The organism is Streptomyces sp. NPDC023838, from assembly GCF_040639555.1.
In the GTDB taxonomy this organism is placed as follows: domain Bacteria; phylum Actinomycetota; class Actinomycetes; order Streptomycetales; family Streptomycetaceae; genus Streptomyces.
In genome coordinates this window covers 1-15,325 of the sequence record NZ_JBFAAD010000068.1, presented here as the reverse complement: position 1 = coordinate 15,325, position 15,325 = coordinate 1, and the positions used below count along the sequence as shown (strand labels likewise).

Annotated in this window: 13 protein-coding genes, 2 pseudogenes and 1 riboswitch; of the genes and pseudogenes, 5 read left to right on the top strand and 10 right to left on the bottom strand. The window is 71.8% G+C overall.

Features of this window, described 5'->3' with window-relative positions; translation table 11 throughout:
• Nucleotides 1-98: 98 nt before the first annotated feature.
• Together AB0G17_RS36895 and AB0G17_RS36890 are read right to left on the bottom strand one after the other, a co-directional pair.
• The gene (locus tag AB0G17_RS36895; protein WP_361392530.1) at nucleotides 99-1,292 is read right to left on the bottom strand and encodes an MBL fold metallo-hydrolase; all 1,194 of its coding nucleotides are present in this window, start codon (nucleotides 1,290-1,292) and stop codon (nucleotides 99-101) included.
• A 96-nt stretch (nucleotides 1,293-1,388) separates the two neighbouring features.
• Nucleotides 1,389-1,829 (bottom strand): PPOX class F420-dependent oxidoreductase, encoded by a 441-nt coding sequence (locus AB0G17_RS36890; RefSeq protein WP_361392527.1) that lies wholly within the window; start codon nucleotides 1,827-1,829, stop codon nucleotides 1,389-1,391.
• 140 nt (nucleotides 1,830-1,969) lie between these two features.
• Here AB0G17_RS36890 and AB0G17_RS36885 point away from each other — a divergent pair, with 140 nt between their 5' ends.
• The 4 genes and pseudogenes from AB0G17_RS36885 to AB0G17_RS36870 all read left to right on the top strand — a co-directional run bounded on the left by AB0G17_RS36885 (nucleotide 1,970) and on the right by AB0G17_RS36870 (nucleotide 5,357).
• On the top strand, nucleotides 1,970-2,149 hold the full coding sequence (locus AB0G17_RS36885; RefSeq protein ID WP_361392524.1) for a hypothetical protein: 180 nt from the start codon (nucleotides 1,970-1,972) through the stop codon (nucleotides 2,147-2,149).
• A gap of 206 nt (nucleotides 2,150-2,355) precedes the next feature.
• A pseudogene (locus tag AB0G17_RS36880) lies at nucleotides 2,356-3,138 on the top strand (pentapeptide repeat-containing protein); the annotation flags it as partial.
• Between the two features lie 369 nt (nucleotides 3,139-3,507).
• On the top strand, nucleotides 3,508-4,305 hold the full coding sequence (locus AB0G17_RS36875) for a polysaccharide deacetylase family protein (RefSeq protein ID WP_361392521.1): 798 nt from the start codon (nucleotides 3,508-3,510) through the stop codon (nucleotides 4,303-4,305).
• 59 nt (nucleotides 4,306-4,364) lie between these two features.
• Nucleotides 4,365-5,357, top strand: a complete 993-nt coding sequence (locus AB0G17_RS36870) for an NAD-dependent epimerase/dehydratase family protein (protein WP_361392518.1) — start codon at nucleotides 4,365-4,367, stop codon at nucleotides 5,355-5,357.
• Nucleotides 5,358-5,402: 45 nt separating this feature from the next.
• Here the strand turns inward: AB0G17_RS36870 and AB0G17_RS36865 are convergent, their stop codons facing one another.
• The 3 genes from AB0G17_RS36865 to AB0G17_RS36855 form a co-directional block, all read right to left on the bottom strand.
• Complete coding sequence (locus AB0G17_RS36865) at nucleotides 5,403-6,194, bottom strand: SGNH/GDSL hydrolase family protein (protein WP_361392515.1); 792 nt, start codon at nucleotides 6,192-6,194, stop codon at nucleotides 5,403-5,405.
• Between the two features lie 131 nt (nucleotides 6,195-6,325).
• Nucleotides 6,326-7,306 (bottom strand): LysM peptidoglycan-binding domain-containing M23 family metallopeptidase, encoded by a 981-nt coding sequence (locus AB0G17_RS36860; RefSeq protein ID WP_361392512.1) that lies wholly within the window; start codon nucleotides 7,304-7,306, stop codon nucleotides 6,326-6,328.
• A gap of 4 nt (nucleotides 7,307-7,310) precedes the next feature.
• Nucleotides 7,311-7,476: riboswitch (cyclic di-AMP (ydaO/yuaA leader) on the bottom strand.
• A 387-nt stretch (nucleotides 7,477-7,863) separates the two neighbouring features.
• Entirely contained in the window at nucleotides 7,864-9,978 is a 2,115-nt protein-coding gene (locus AB0G17_RS36855) for an alpha-galactosidase (RefSeq protein WP_361392509.1), read from the bottom strand.
• Nucleotides 9,979-10,175: 197 nt separating this feature from the next.
• On the opposite strand from AB0G17_RS36855, the gene AB0G17_RS36850 reads away from it, so the two are divergent.
• Nucleotides 10,176-10,991, top strand: a complete 816-nt coding sequence (locus AB0G17_RS36850; protein ID WP_361392506.1) for a tyrosine-protein phosphatase — start codon at nucleotides 10,176-10,178, stop codon at nucleotides 10,989-10,991.
• Between the two features lie 7 nt (nucleotides 10,992-10,998).
• On the opposite strand, the gene AB0G17_RS36845 is transcribed toward AB0G17_RS36850, so the two are convergent.
• The 5 genes and pseudogenes from AB0G17_RS36845 to AB0G17_RS36825 all read right to left on the bottom strand — a co-directional run.
• Nucleotides 10,999-11,142 carry a DUF6126 family protein gene (locus AB0G17_RS36845; protein WP_361392503.1) on the bottom strand — a complete coding sequence of 48 codons (144 nt, stop codon included), beginning with the start codon at nucleotides 11,140-11,142 and terminating at the stop codon, nucleotides 10,999-11,001.
• A gap of 10 nt (nucleotides 11,143-11,152) precedes the next feature.
• A complete protein-coding gene (locus AB0G17_RS36840; protein WP_361392500.1) occupies nucleotides 11,153-11,761 on the bottom strand; it encodes a helix-turn-helix domain-containing protein in 609 nt (202 codons plus the stop codon).
• Nucleotides 11,762-11,823: 62 nt separating this feature from the next.
• Nucleotides 11,824-13,221, bottom strand: coding sequence for an aspartate aminotransferase family protein (locus AB0G17_RS36835; protein WP_361392497.1), 1,398 nt, complete (start codon nucleotides 13,219-13,221; stop codon nucleotides 11,824-11,826).
• Entirely contained in the window at nucleotides 13,218-15,125 is a 1,908-nt protein-coding gene (dxs, locus tag AB0G17_RS36830; RefSeq protein WP_361392494.1) for a 1-deoxy-D-xylulose-5-phosphate synthase, read from the bottom strand. The genes AB0G17_RS36835 and dxs overlap by 4 nt, the downstream gene beginning before the upstream one ends.
• Before the next feature lie 44 nt (nucleotides 15,126-15,169).
• Nucleotides 15,170-15,325: pseudogene (locus AB0G17_RS36825) on the bottom strand (4-hydroxy-3-methylbut-2-en-1-yl diphosphate synthase); the annotation flags it as partial.

Genomic DNA, 15,325 nt, shown 5'->3' with positions numbered 1-15,325 from the left:
TCTACTTGAGACAACCAATCTGCGTTGATTTGAAGCACCCTAGGCGAACCCTGCGACTTTGGTCCGGTAGTTTCTCGTGCGACATCTTCTTTTAGGCCCTAGGAGACGACCGGCGCCGCCTCCTGTTCTCCCGCCTTGGCGGGCTTGCGGGCGTGCACCGGCCAGCCGCCCGCCGGGGGCGGTGCGACCGGGCGCCACCAGGGCGCGCACGGCACGTTTTCCGAGGTGGGTTCGAAGGGTTCACCCGGGATGGGCAGGGCGATGCCCGCGTCCGCCGCCGCCGCGGCGGCCATCGTCCCCTCGCCGGGCTCGGCCCACGGGTGCGGGGCGAGGTTGAAGGTGCCCCAGTGGATCGGGAGCATCACGCCGTGCGGCCGGCCGCCCTGGAGGTCGAGGTGGGCTCGCATGCCTTCGGCCGGAGTCATATGGATGTCCGGCCAGAATTCGCTGTACGCGCCGATCTGGATCATCGTGGCGTCGAACGGGCCGTGCTCGGCGCCGATGTCCTTGAAGCCTTCGAAGTAGCCGGTGTCGCCGCTGTGGTAGATCCGGTGCTCGGGACCGGCCACCGCCCAGGACGCCCAGAGCGTGTGCTGCTGGTTGCGCAGGCCCCGGCCGCAGAAGTGGCGCGCGGGGGTGGCGGTGAGGGAGAGCCCGCTGACCTTCGTCGACTCGTTCCAGTCGAGCTCGTGGACGCGGTCGGCCGGGACGCCCCAGTGCTCCAGGTGGGCGCCGACGCCGAGCGGGACCGCGAACACCGTCTCCGTACCGGCCAGGTCGCGGATGGTGGGCAGGTCCAGGTGGTCGTAGTGGTCGTGCGAGATGACCACCACGTCCACCGGGCCGAGCGAGGCCAGCGGGACCGGCACCGGGTGCAGCCGCTTGGGCCCGGCGAAGGCGAAGGGGGAACAGCGCTCGCCCCACACCGGGTCGAAGAGGACCCGGCGGCCGTCGATCTCGGCGAGGACGCTGGAGTGCCCCATCCAGGTGAGCCGCAGCCCGGTGGCGGGCGGCTTGGCGAGGTCGGCGAGCGTCGTCGCGTGCACCGGGATGTTGCCCAGCGGGGCGCGCAGGGCGCGCTGCTCCTTCTGGAAGTAGATCTTGGCGAACTCCACCATCGAGCCGGACGGTCGCGTCCGCGCGCCCTGCGGGTTCTGGAAGACCCCGTCCGCGAAGTTCGGCGAGCGGCGGATCCGCTCCAGACGCTCCCCCGCCGGGTCGGCCCCGAAGGCGGCAGGGCGCAGCTCGCGCAGCCGGGAGCGGAGTGGGAGCAGAGATCCAGCGCCGGTCACGGCACCTCCTGGGGCTCGGGGGTCGTTCCATTATGTGCGGCGGGTACGACAACGCGGGAACGGCGCCGTTAAGCGGCAGCGACCCGCCGGGGAGGCTCAGGCGCGCGGCTGCCCGTAGGCGCGCTCCACCCGCAGCCGCAGCACGAGGCGCCGGTCGCGGACCATGGCCCGCCGGTACTCCTCCCAGTCCGGGTGCTCGCCCTGGACGTCCCGGTACAGCTGGACGAGCTCCTCGACGGTCGCGTCGTGGGGGTCGGCGGCCACCGGCGAGAGGTCCGCGACGCCCTCGGCCACGGTCCAGGCCCAGCGGTCGGCGCTGGTGACGTGGTAGCCGGCGCGGGGGTCGCGGCGCAGGTTCTTCGTCTTGGCGCGGTCGTCGGTGAGGGAGACCTTGATCACGCCCTCGTCCGGGTAGTACGCGTGATTCACGTTGGACAGCTGGGGGCGGCCGTCGCGCTTGAGAGTGGCGAGGACGCCGCCCTTCTCCTCCGCGACCAGCTTGAGCAGCGCTTCTTCGTGTGCGTCGAAGTCCGTCATGGCCAGTGGAACAGCGCGCGCGCACCTCCGATTCCCGTGCGCGGAATGGAGGAGATGTGGTGGACGACGGGTGACCGTGTGATGGACCTGGCAGTGCTTGTTCGGGGCTCAGGGCCGGACCCTGCGCTTAGGCTGGACGCATGCCCACTTCCGCCGACCTCTCTGGTTCCGTACTGCCGGACGCCGAAGCCGCCAACGCGGCGATCCGCGATCTCGTCGACACCGCGGACCCGGAAGACGGCTGGCCCTCCGAGGAGTACGAGCGGCTGCTCACGCTGTGGGCGGCGGCCACGACCGCCGACCTCGACGCAGCCGCGTAGCCCCGTCGCCGCCCCCTGGGCGGTCCGGCCCGGGCGATAGGCTTGACCTGCCCGAAGTGCCCCCGCCGGCCTGCGGCACACCCGTCCGTAGCCACCTTTGGGCCGACCGAGACCACAGGAGAGCGCCCGCTTTGTCCGAGACATCCGAGAACCGCGTACCCGAGCGGTCCGCCGCGGCCTCCGGCCCGGCGGACGACCGCTCCGCGCTGCGAGCCGACTGTGCGAACTGCTTCGGCCTGTGCTGCGTCGCGCTGGCGTTCTCCCGGTCGACGGACTTCGCGATCGACAAGGACGCCGGGGACCCCTGCCCCAACCTCCAGCAGGACTTCCGCTGCGGCATCCACGACAAGCTGCGCCCCAAGGGCTTCCAGGGGTGCACGGTGTACGACTGCTTCGGCGCGGGCCAGAAGATCTCCCAGGTCACCTTTGTGGGCCGGAACTGGCGAGAGGCGCCGGACGGGTCGCGGCAGATGTTCGCCGCGCTCCCGGTGATGCGCCAGCTCCACGAGCTGCTCTGGTACCTCGCCGAGGCGCAGGCCCGCCCGGCCGCGCGCCCGGTCCACCGCCCGGTGGCGGCCCAGCGGGAGAAGATCGAGCGGCTGACCCTCAGCGATGTGGACACGCTCCTCGCCCTGGACGTCGCCGCGCACCGCGCCGAGGTGAACGCACTGCTGCTGCGCACCAGCGAGCTGGTACGCGCCGAGGTCCCGGGCAAGAAGAAGGACCGCCGGGGCGCCGACCTGTTCGGAGCCCGGCTCAAGGGCGCCGACCTGCGGGGTGCGGACCTGCGCGGCGCGTACCTCATCGCGGCCGATCTGAGCGGGGCGGACCTGCGGCTCGCCGATGTGATCGGTGCGGACTTCCGGGACACGAACCTCGCGGGCGCCGATCTCACCGACTGCCTCTTCCTCACCCAGACGCAGGTCAACGCGGCGCGGGGCGACGCGGGCACCCTCCTCCCGGCAGGGCTGGAGCGCCCATCGCACTGGCACGAGGGCACGACGACTCCGGCGGCGTCCGGCCGTAAGGACGCGGCCAGGGCGACCAAGGACGTGACCCCGGGCACCTCCGGCCGCAAGGACGCGACCCCCGGCGCCTCCGGCCGCAAGGGCGCCCCCTCCCGTAAGCCCGGCGCCTCCCGGCGCAGGGGCTCCGGCCCGGCCGGGTCCCGCCGCAAGTAGTCGCCAGGCGGCTCGGCGGCCGCCACCCCGGGCGAGCCCCGACCCCCGGCCCCCGGCCCCCCGAACCCTGCCCACTCGGCCCGTCCACGCTTCGGCCCACCCCACTATGCACGCCGTGTATACACCTCGCGTATAGTCCGGGTCATGTTCTGGTCCAGGCCCAAGGGGAGTCGCGTCATGCGCAGCAGCAATTCCGAAGTGCGTCGTGCCCGGGGGCGGGCGGCCGCCGCCCTGGTCGCGGTGGCCTCGCTCGGCCTGACGCTGACCGGGTGCTCCGACGGCGCCGTCTCACCGCGCTCCGCCCGCAACGATGCGCTCGACAGCAAGGCCGCGGCGGGCGCCGACGCGGGCACCGCGACCGGGGTGGACTGCCGCAAGGCCAAGTGCATCGCCCTGACCTTCGACGCCGGGCCGGGCCCGAAGACACCCCAACTGCTCGACACGCTCAAGGAGAAGAAGGTGCACGCCACCTTCTTCCTCCTCGGCAAGAACCACGTGGAGAAGTACCCCGACACCGTGCGCCGCCTCGCCGCCGAAGGGCATGAGGTCGCCAACCACACCTGGTCGCACGAGCGCCTGGACAAGCTGAAGCCCGCCGAGATACGGGACGAGCTCAACCGCACCCAGGAGGCCGTGGCCAGGCTGACCGGCCGCAAGCCGGTCCTGATGCGGCCGCCCCAGGGCCGTACCAACAAGGAGGTCACCAAGGTCAGCAGGGAGCTGGGGCTGTCGCAGATCCTGTGGAGCGCGACCGCCAAGGACTACTCCACCAACGACTCGGCCCTGATCACCCAGCGCATCCTCGACCAGGCCCACCGCGACGGCATCATCCTGCTGCACGACATCTACGACGGGACCGTGCCCGCCGTGCCCGGGATCATCGACGCCCTCAAGGAGCGCGGCTTCAGCTTCGTGACCGTGCCCCAGCTGCTCGCCCCCGCCGCCCCGAAGCCGGGCCAGCTCTACCGTCCCTGAGATTTCGCCCTCAGCATGGAAGGTTCTCAGGACCCGTCCGGGCAGGCAGAGTTACGGCCATGAAGCTGCTGATACTGGGTGGTACGGAATTCGTCGGGCGCGCCGTGGCCGAGACCGCGATGGCGCGCAAACACGAGGTGACGGTCTTTCACCGGGGCCACCACGAGCCGCCCACGGGCGTGCGCGTGCTGCTCGGCGACCGGACCGCGGAGGGCGGTCTGGCGGCGCTCGCCGACGGGCGCTGGGACGTGGTCGTGGACACCTGGTCGGGAGCGCCCTCGGCGGTGCGCGACGCCGCACGGCTGCTCGCCGAGGGGCGCGCGGCGAGGTATGTGTACGTGTCCAGCCGGTCCGTGTACCCGCACCCGGTCCCGGCCGGGGCCGACGAGGGCGCGGCACTGGTGGACGGATCGCCCGACGCCGGGGACGAGGTGGCCTATCCGCAGGCCAAGCGCGGCGGCGAGCTGGCCGCCGTCCAGGAGTTCGGCCCGGACCGCTCGCTCCTGGTGCGCGCGGGGCTGATCCTCGGGCCGTGGGAGAACATCGGGCGGCTGCCGTGGTGGCTGGGGCGCATGGCGCGCGGCGGCGAGGTGCTCGCGCCGGGGCCGCGCGACCTGCCGGTCCAGTTCATCGACGTCCGCGATCTCGCGGAGTGGATCGTGAGCGCGGCCGACTTCGGGCTCTGCGGCCCGTACAACCTGGTCTCCCCGCCGGACCACACCACCATGGGTGAGCTCCTTGAGGCGTGCGCGCGGGTCACCGGGGGCGGCGCCGAGCTGCGCTGGACGGACCCGGAGGTGATCCTGGCCGCCGGGGTCGAGCCGTGGAGCGACCTGCCGGTGTGGATTCCGCCGGGCGAGCTGCACGACACGATGCACAGGTCGAACGTGTGGAAGGCCGTGCTCTCGGGGCTGCGGTGCCGTCCGGTCGAGGAGACGGTGGCCGACACCTGGGCGTGGCTGGGGTCGATCGGGGGCGAGGCGCCGCAACGCCCGGACCGCCCCCGGGTCGGACTCGACCCGGAGACGGAGCGGAAGCTGCTGCACGGCTGAGCCGCGCATCCGTCACGACGGTCCGTCGGAGAGTTCGACGGGCCGTCAGAGAGGCAGCAGGTCCGGACGCTTGGGCTCCACGTGGTCGCCCGAACTCTCGCCGCGCAGCCGTCGCCCGATCCACGGAACGAGGTGCTCGCGCGCCCACTGGATGTCGTCGCGCCGCACCTCCAAGGTGCCCCGCGGCGGCAGCGGGGGCCACGGCTGGTCCGGTTCGGCCGGGATCGGCAGCCCCAGCACCTGGGCGGCGCGCAGCGCGACCCGGGTGTGCCCCTCCGGCGACAGGTGCAGCCGGTCGCCGTCCCACGCCCGCCTGTCCTGAACGGACTTGAGCGACCACAGGTCGAGCACCGGGCACCCGTACCGGTCCGCGATGGAGCGCACGTGCGCGGTGTACGTCGCCACCTTGCCGCGCAGATGGCGCAGCACCGGGACGCCGCGCGTGTCGAAGCCGGTGGTCACCATGACGGTTCCGACGGCGCTGGTCAGTTCGGCCACGGCGCGCTCGAAGCGCTCGGCCACGTCGTCCGGGTCGCTGCCCGGCCGGATGATGTCGTTGCCCCCGGCGCAGAAGCTCACCAGGTCGGGTGCGAGCTCCTTGGCCCGCGGCACCTGCTCCTCGACGATCTGGTCGAGGAGCCTGCCGCGGACCGCGAGATTGGCATAGCGAAAGGCCCCCTCCGGTCGCTGGTCTGCCAGTAGCACGGCGAACCTGTCCGCCCAGCCGACGAACGCCCCGTCCGGGCCGGGGTCGCCGACGCCTTCCGTGAAGCTGTCGCCGATCGCCGTGTACGACCCGAACGTACCGCTGTTGAATGATCTCGAATCGTCTGCCACGAGACCATATCTTTCCCTTATGGGTGTGACCTACGCGACCGTAAGGAGGGGTTGACGGTGGGTGATATAAGCCACCCGGTCAGTTTCCCGCAGCGGGAATACGCGCCAATTACCGTGTGGGACAAGGGCCGTCAGAGGTTCGCGCCCTGCTGGCGGAGGTAGGCGAGCGGGTCGACGTCCGAGCCGTAGTCGGGCGTGGTGCGGATCTCGAAGTGCAGGTGCGGGCCGGTGACGTTGCCGGTGGCGCCGGAGAGGCCGATCTGCTGCCCCTCGGTCACGGTCTGCCCCGCCGAGACGGAGAGCTGCGAGAAGTGGGCGTACTGCGAGTACATGCCGTCGGCGTGCCGGATGACGACCTGGTTGCCGTACGCGCCGCCCCAGCCGGCCGAGACGACCGTGCCCGCGCCGACGGCCTTCACCACGGTGCCGGTCTCGGCCGCGAAGTCGACGCCCGTGTGGTAGCCGCTGGACCACATGGATCCGGCCATGCGGTACGGGGTGCCGATGCTCACGCTGTCGAGCGGCGCGCGGAAGCCGGCGGAGGAGCCCTGGTTCGCGGTGGTGGCCGAGGCGGTCTCGGCGGCGGACGCCTTGGGGGCGGACGCCTTGGGGGCGGACGCCTTGGGGGCGGAGGGGGCCGGGGACGACTTCGACGTGTGGGGGGCCGACGCCTTCGTACCGGAGTCGTGCGAGCCGCTCGCCTTGGCGGAGCCGTGCGACGTGCCGCCCGCGGCCTTCGCGCCGAGCGTGAGCTTCATGCCCGGACGGATCAGCGACGGGTCGGAGCCGACGACCTCGCGGTTGTCCTGGTAGAGCCGCTGCCAGCCGCCCAGCCGGTGGTCCGCGGCGATCTGCGACAGGCAGTCGCCGCTCTTGACCTTGTACGTGGTGGGGGCGGCCTGCGGGGCGGTGGCCGGAGCGGCGACGAAGGTCGTGGCGGCGCGGGCGGCCTGCTGCGGCGCGGTGGCGGGGGCGGCGGTCTTCACCGCGGCGTGCGCACCGGTGGCGCCGAGCAGCGGGATGGCGAGCGCGGCGCCACCCGTACCGGCGGCGACCATGCCCCGGGATATCGGGTTGGACTTGGGACGGCGGTGCTTACCCTTCGCGGGCATGGCGGATTCCTCTCCGGCGCCTGCGAGGTGAGCTGTCGGGTTCGGGCTGGAGCTGCCCGGCCGGGCACCGTGTACGGTGCTCCGGCTTCACCCCGAGCCGTGCCGGAATTCCGGACGGCGCTTACCTGGGTCCCCCGCTCCTGCCGCGCGTGGATGGGTGCGGATTCCGAGCGGTGGCAGGATTCGGCGGTCCACCCGGATTGCGGTGACCGTAAGCGAGCCCGGCGTGCCACGACAAGTACCCATTCGCCTTCGGGATTCCCGGCCGGGAATTCAGCCGGGAATTGCGGTCACCCTGCGTCGACCTGAATTCCCAACGGGCCCCGCCGCACGGGGGAATTCATTCGGGGCCGCCACCACGGAACGTCACGGATATGACGCTGCTCACGGACAACCGCCCTTTCCTGCGAGGCAGATGGACAGGGGCCATCAAATCGCCCAATCCGGTCGAAAATTCCAACCCATTAACCCCTTCTCACCACTCATCGCCCCACTCTGTCCAGTTTTGACCACTACATCCCGATGAAGATCTTTACCGCACCGAGAACGCGCATTCCTTATGCCGGATGCGCGCTCAGCCGCCGCAGACGGAACACCGACGCATCAAGATCGCCCCGCAGCCCGGTGTCCAGTCCCCGGTGCAGCAATACCGCTCCCCTGTGTACGGCCCCGGTGTCCAGGCACCGATAGGCCGCCGCCGGGTCCAGGGCGCGCAGCCGCACGGCCGGGGGCCGCTCCCCGTAATGCTGGGCCTGGAGGTGGGCCAGGACCACGGTGTCGTCGCCGCGCACGTACTGGACGGCGCTGAGGCCGCCCGCGGGTGGCCGCAGCCGGTACTGGTCCCCGAGCTGCACCACCGGCCGGATCGCCTTGTACAGCTCCACCCACCCGCGCGCCTCGGCCAGTTCGGCCTCGCTCCACCGGGTGAGGTCGCCGCCGACGCCGAGCACCCCGGCCATCGCGCTCACGAAGCGGAAGCGCAGGCTGCTGTGGCGGCCGTTGAGCAGGACGTTGGGGCTGTCGGTGACCCAGGCGGCCATCACCCGGGCCGGGTGCAGCTGGCTGAAGCCGTCCTGGATGGCGAGCCGGTCCAGCGGGTCGGTGTTGTCGGAGGTCCACACCTGGTCCGTACGGGAGAGGATGCCGAGGTCGATCCGGCCGCCGCCGCCCGAGCAGGACTCGAAGTCGACCGAGGGGTGTGCTGCCCGCAGCCGGTCCAACAGGGCGTACAGCGCCCGCACATGCTCGGTCCAGAGCTTCTGCGGATACTCCTCGCCGGGCCAGCCCGCGTCGGTGAAGCAGCGGTTGAAATCCCACTTCACATAGTCGATCGGCGCGCTGGAGAGCAGCCCGTCCAGTTGCTCCCAGAGGTACTCCTGGACGTCCGGGCGGGCGAGGTTGAGCACGAGCTGGTTGCGGAACTCGGTGCGCCGGCGTCCGTCCTGGTGCTGCACCCACTCCGGGTGCGCCCGGTACAGCTCGCTGTCGGGATTGACCATCTCCGGCTCGACCCAGATCCCGAACCGCATGCCCAGCGTGTGCACTTCGTCCGCGAGCGGCTTCAGCCCGCCGGGGAAGCGCGCCGGGTTGGGCGTCCAGTCACCGAGCCCGGCCGCCTCGTGAGTGCGCTCCCCGAACCAGCCGTCGTCGATGACGAACAGCTCGACGCCCATCGCGGCCGCCCGCCGCGCCAGCGCCCGCTGCTGCGCCTCGCAGATGTCGAATCCGGTGGCCTCCCAGGAGTTGTAGAGCACCGGCCGCACCCGCTCGGCGTCCGGGATCACCCGGGCCAGCTGCCAGGCGTGCCACGCGCGGCTGGCCCCGCCGAAGCCGTCCGGGCTCCACAGCCCGGCGAAGACCGGTGTGGTGTACGACTCGCCGGGCGCGAGCGACAGCAGCCCTGAGTCGTCGTACCCGGCGCCGCCGCTGATCTGCACCCGGCCGTCGGGCAGGTGCTGGACGGTGATGCGCCAGGACCCGGACCAGCCGAGCGCGCACCCGTACACCTCACCGCTCTCCTCGGTGGCGGTGCCGTCGGCGTCCAGGGCGACCCAGGGCAGGTGGTGGTGGCCGGTGTGGCCGCGGCGGCTGCCGAGCACCTTGTCGCCCGGGGTGAGCGCGGACCGTACGAGCCGGGTCTCGGCCGCCCAGCGGCCGTGCAGCTGGCTGAGCCGCCAGCCGTCGCGCCGCGGCAGCGTCCACACGGCGGCGTCGGCCCTCAGCAGCTCCAGGTCCGGGTCCCCGGCCGTGCCTTCGTGGCCGACGGTCGCCCAGCGCTCCACGACGTCGGTGTCGTCGCGCATCCGGTAGTGCAGGGTGAGCCCGAGGCGGTGCACGGCGTCGGTGAAGCGCAGCCGGAGCTCGTCACCGTCGGCCGCGGCGTCCGCGAAGGTCCACTCGGTGCCGCGCACCCGTGGGGTCCGTACGGAGAGCGCGGGGCGCACGAAACGGGGCCCGCCCTCCACCACGTACTCCTCCTGACCATCCAGTGGTGACTCGAAGGGCCGGTAGGGCGGCAGGGGCTGGGCGGCCAGGGCCTGGGCGTCGGCGAGGGCCAGACGCGGACCCCAGTGCAGGTGCAGGAGTTCCCCGTGGTCCGTGAGGTGCAGCGCATAACCGCTGGTGCGGCCGGAGAGCAGCCACACCCGTCCGTCGTCCGCGGTCTCGATCATCCCGACCCCCACTTCCGCACAGGTACGCACAGGCACGAACATCAGCAACAGGATCGGGGCGGCACACCCGTGAGGGCAACGGGTGCGTGGGGGTCGCATTCCGGCCGGGCCGTTCGAGATGATTGCCCCGGGAACCCATGTCGTATCGTCGGACCGAGGCGGCGTGATCTTTTTTTCGAACCACATCGGGAGCCAACGTGACGCAGCAGACTCCGCAGATCCCTTCGACCGAACCCGAGCTCTCCGGGGTGCGCAACTTCCGTGATGTGGGCGGACTGCCGACCGTGGACGGCCGCCGGCTGCGGCACGGACGGCTCTTCCGCAGCGGCCACCTGGCACACGCGACCGAGCAGGACGCGGCCTTCCTCGCCACCCTGGGTCTGCACACCATCTTCGACTTCCGCAACGCGGCGGACCAGAAGCTGGAGGGGCCGGACGTGGACCTGCCGGGGGTGCGCAATGTGAACATACCGCTGACGGACCCCGCCGACGGGGCCGAGTTCTGGAAGATGGTCCGCGACGGCGACATCAACCAGCTGCGGTCGGTCCTCTCCGACGGCCGGGGCGCCGACCGGATGGCTCATTCGTACCGGACGATCATCCGGGAGCGCACGGCCGAGCACAGCCGGGTGCTGCACGCGCTCGCCGAGGACAGCGTCCCGGCCCTGATGCACTGCGCGGCGGGCAAGGACCGCGCGGGCCTCTCGATCGCGGTGTCCCTGCTGGCGGTGGGCGTCGAACGGGAGGCCATCGAGGCGGACTACCTCAAGTCCAATGACCCGCACCGGCGTTACAAGATGCACCGCAGCGACACCTCGGCGGCCGGAATGAGCGCGGAGGTCCTGGCTCTCCTCAACCCCCTCTTCGACGCCCGCGCCGGCTATCTGCACGCGGCCTTCGACACGATCGAGGAGACCTGGGGCAGCACGGACCGCTATCTGGCCGAGGGGCTCGGCCTGAGCGCGGAGACCCGCGAGCGGCTGCGGGACCGCCTGGTCGAGGACGCGGCGTAGAAGTGACTCACTTGCCCACCGTGAACAGGAGATAGAGGAACGCGGCGAAGATGTGGCCCGCGATCAAGTAGGCGAAGAGCCGGACCACGAGGCCCCGGGGGAACTTCGTCTCCTGGGTGTCGGCGCCGGACCGTCCCTGGTTCTGCGACATGTCGTACCTCTCAGCCGTGCGGGTGGTGCGGATGGGGGTCGGGGCTCTGGAGCAGGGTGTGGACGAACAGGAACGCGGCCCCGCCGTGCGAGACGGCGGAGATCCGGTGCGGGGTGAGCGAGTCGAAGTGCGCGCTGTCGCCGGGGTCGAGTTCATGGGTGGCATCGCCCAGCGTGAGACGCAGCCGCCCGGACAGGACGTGCAGCCACTCCTCGCCGGGGTGGACGCGGACGAGCTCGCGCTGGGTGCCGTACGGGACCTCGACGCGCAGGGCCTGCATGGCGCGGCCCGGGTGGCCCGCCCGGTGGTAGGTCCAGCCGTCGGCCTCGGCGGGCTCGGCGCGGCCGCCCCGGATGACGGGCTCGCGCTCGGGCGGCATCTCGCCGAGCAGCTCGGAGACCGTCGTACCGTAGGTACGGGCGAGCGCGAGCAGCATCGGCAGCGAGGGCTGGCGGGCGCCCGTCTCCAGCCGGGAGAGGTGCGCCGGTGAGAGACCGGCCCGCGGCGCGGCGGCCTCCAGGGTGAGGCCCCGGCGGCGCCGCAGGTCGCGCAGGCGCGGGGCGACGTCGGGGAGCGCGGGGCCGGCGGGATCCCCGGCGTCTGCGGCGGGAGTGCTCATGCACTCCATTCAGTCAGCGGGTTGCCTCTCAGGCAAATTTTTTGCCTGAGAGGCAAAAAGCCCTACCGGTTGGCAACCGCCTGCTTGACCAGGGTCTTCCCGAAGTCCCACATCAGGCCTCCCCCGCCGTGCGCGTCCTCCATCACGGCGGTGAACGCCTCGACGAACCGGTCCACCTCGCGCTCGCCGATCGTCAGCGGCGGGATCAGCTTGATCACTTCCAGATGGTCCCCGGAGACCTGGGTGAGGATGCGGTGCTTCTGGAGCAGCGGCACCACGACCATCTGCGCGAACAGGCCCTTGCGGGCGGTCTGGAGCATGGTCCAGCGACCCCGCAGCCGCATCGAGGAGGGCCGGCCGAACTCGATGCCGACCATCAGCCCGCGCCCGCGCACGTCGTGCAGCAGCTCGTAGCGGTCGACCAGTGCGGCAAGCCGGGACTTCAGGAGCTCGCCGGTGACGCGCGCGTTGGCGACGACGCCCTCGTCCTCCATCACCGCGAGCACGGCGAGTCCGGCCGCCATCGCCTGGGCGTTGGAGCCGAAGCTCGCGGAGTGCACCAGGACGCGGTCCATCGACGAGTAGACCTTCTTGAAGATCCACTCCTTGCCGAGCGTCGCCCCGACCGGCACATAGCCGCCGGAGAGCGCCTTGGCGACACAGAGCAGGTCGGGCTCGACGCCCTTGTCGTGCTGGTACGCGTAGAAGTCGCCGGTCCTGCCGAGCCCGGTCTGCACCTCGTCCGCGATCAGCAGCGCCTTGTGCTTGCGGAGCAGCTCCTGCGCGGCGAGCAGATAGCCGGGCGGCGCCTCGTGGACGCCCTTGCCCTGGATCGGCTCGACGATCAGCGCGGCCACGTCACCGCGCTTCAACTCCCGCTCCAGGGCGGCGAGATCGCCGAGCGGGACCGCCGTGTCGGGCAGCAGCGGGGCGAAGCCGTCGCGGAAGCCCGACTCGCCGTTGACCGAGAGGGAGCCGGTGGTCAGCCCGTGGAAGGCGTGGGAGCAGTACAGGACCCTGGGCCGGCCGGTGGCGTACCGGGCGAACTTCAGGGCCGTCTCGACCGCCTCCGTACCGCTGTTGCCGAAGAACACCCGGTCCAGGTGCGGGCTGTGGGCGAGCAGCTTCTCGGCGAGCAGGCCGGGCAGCGGCTGGCAGTCGAAGCGGGTGAGGTCCGCCAGCGAGGCGTCCAGCACGTCGTGGAGCGCCTTGCGTACGACAGGGTGGTGGCGGCCCAGGCCCATCACGCCGAACCCGGCGAGCATGTCCAGGTAGTCCTGGCCGTCGGCGTCCCAGAAGTACGCGCCCTCGGCCCGCTCGTAGACCTTGTCGAAGCCGATGGTGTGCAGCATGCGCGGCAGCTGGTGGTTGAGGTACTTGGTGTGCAGCTCGTAGCGCTCGGCGCCGCGCTCGGCGAGGAGCCGGGCCAGGTCGAAGCCCAAGGGTTCGCCGTCGGTCATGCGTCGTTCTCCTTCTCGGCCGCCGCGGCGGCGTCCTGGCGCGCCGCCAGCGCGGCGCTGATCCGTCCCGCGATCTCCACCGGGGTGAGCCCGATGTCGGCGAGGACCTCGGCGCGCTTGGCGTGCGCGAGGAACTGCTCGGGGATGCCGAAGGTGCGCAGCGGGGTGTCCACTGCGGCGTCCCGCAGCGCCTGCCCGACGGCCCAGCCGACGCCCCCGGTACGGCTGTTGTCCTCCACGACCGCGACCAGCGCGTGCCGCTCGGCCAGCGCCGCCAGCTGCTCGTCGACGGGCTTGACCCACCGGGGATCCACCACCGTGCACCGGATGCCGCGCCCGGCGAGCAGGTCGGCGGCCTGGAGGCAGACGGGCGCGAGCACCCCGACCGCGACGAGCAGCACCTCGGCGTCCTCGTCGCGGCGCAGCACGTCCATGGCGCCGACGCGGTCAAGGGCGGGGATGTCCGGGCCGACCGACTCCTTCGGGAAGCGGAGCACCGTCGGCGCGTCGTCGACGTCGACCGCCTCGCGCAGCTGGGCCCGCAGCTGGGCCGCGTCGCGCGGGGCGGCGATCCGCAGGTCGGGGACGACCTGGAGGATCGACATGTCCCACATGCCGTTGTGCGAGGCACCGTCGACTCCGGTGACCCCGGCCCGGTCCAGGACGAACGTCACCCCGCACCTGTGCAGGGCGACGTCCATCAGGACCTGGTCGAAGGCGCGGTTGAGGAAGGTGGCGTAGACGGCGACGACGGGGTGCAGCCCGCCGGTGGCGAGCCCGGCCGCCGAGACGGCCGCGTGCTGCTCGGCGATCCCGACGTCCCAGACCCGGTCGGGGAAGCGCGCGGCGAACTCGGTGAGCCCGGTGGGGTGGAGCATCGCGGCGGTTATCGCCACGACGTCCGGCCGCTCCGCGCCGAGCGCGGCCAGCTCCTTGCCGAACACCGAGGTCCAGGAGGGGCCGTTGGACGGGGTGAGCGGTTCGCAGGTCAGCGGGTCCATCGCGCCGACGGCGTGGAAGCGGTCGGCCTCGTCGTCCAGGGCCGGCTGGTAGCCGCGCCCCTTCTCGGTGAGGCAGTGCACGAGGACGGGCCCGTGGAAGCGCTTGGCGCGGCGCAGCGCCGACTCGACGGCCTCGATGTCGTGCCCGTCGATGGGCCCCAGGTACTTCAGCCCCAGGTCCTCGAACATGCCCTGCGGCGCGAACGCGTCCTTGAACCCCTTCTTGGCGCCGTGCAGCGACTCGTACAGCGGCCGTCCGACCACCGGCGTCTGCTGGAGCACCTGCTTGCCCCAGGCCAGGAACCGCTCGTACCCGTCGGTGGTGCGCAGGGTGGCCAGATGGTTGGCGAGGCCGCCGATGGTGGGGCCGTAGGAGCGCTCGTTGTCGTTGACGACGATGATCAGCGGCCGGTCGCGGGCGGCCGCGATGTTGTTGAGGGCCTCCCAGGCCATGCCGCCGGTGAGCGCGCCGTCGCCGATGACCGCGACGACGTGGTCGTCCTTCTTCAGGACCTCGTTCGCCTTGGCGAGCCCGTCGGCCCAGCCGAGCACGGTCGAGGCGTGCGAGTTCTCGATGACGTCGTGTTCGGACTCGGCGCGCGAGGGGTAGCCGGAGAGCCCGCCCTTGGAGCGCAGCTTCGAGAAGTCCTGCCGCCCGGTGAGCAGTTTGTGTACGTAACTCTGGTGTCCGGTGTCCCACAGGATGCGGTCGGCCGGCGAGTCGAAGGCCCGGTGGAGGGCGATGGAGAGCTCCACCACCCCCAGATTGGGCCCGAGATGGCCCCCGGTCCGCGCCACCGCGTGGATCAGGAACTCCCTGATCTCCTGGGCCAGCGCGGCGAGTTCGGCGCCGTCCAGCGCCTGCAGGTCGTGCGGCCCCCGAACATTCTCCAAGATCGTCACGCTGGAGCCCCCTTCGGATCCCGTTCAGCTCTCGGTGGTGCCGGTCAGCCCCGCGCGGTGACGCTCGGGACGCCGGAGGCGACGCCCTCCCCCTCCATCTCCTGGGCGATCTTCATCGCTTCCTCGATCAGCGTCTCGACGATCTTCGACTCCGGGACGGTCTTGATGACCTCACCCTTCACGAAGATCTGCCCCTTGCC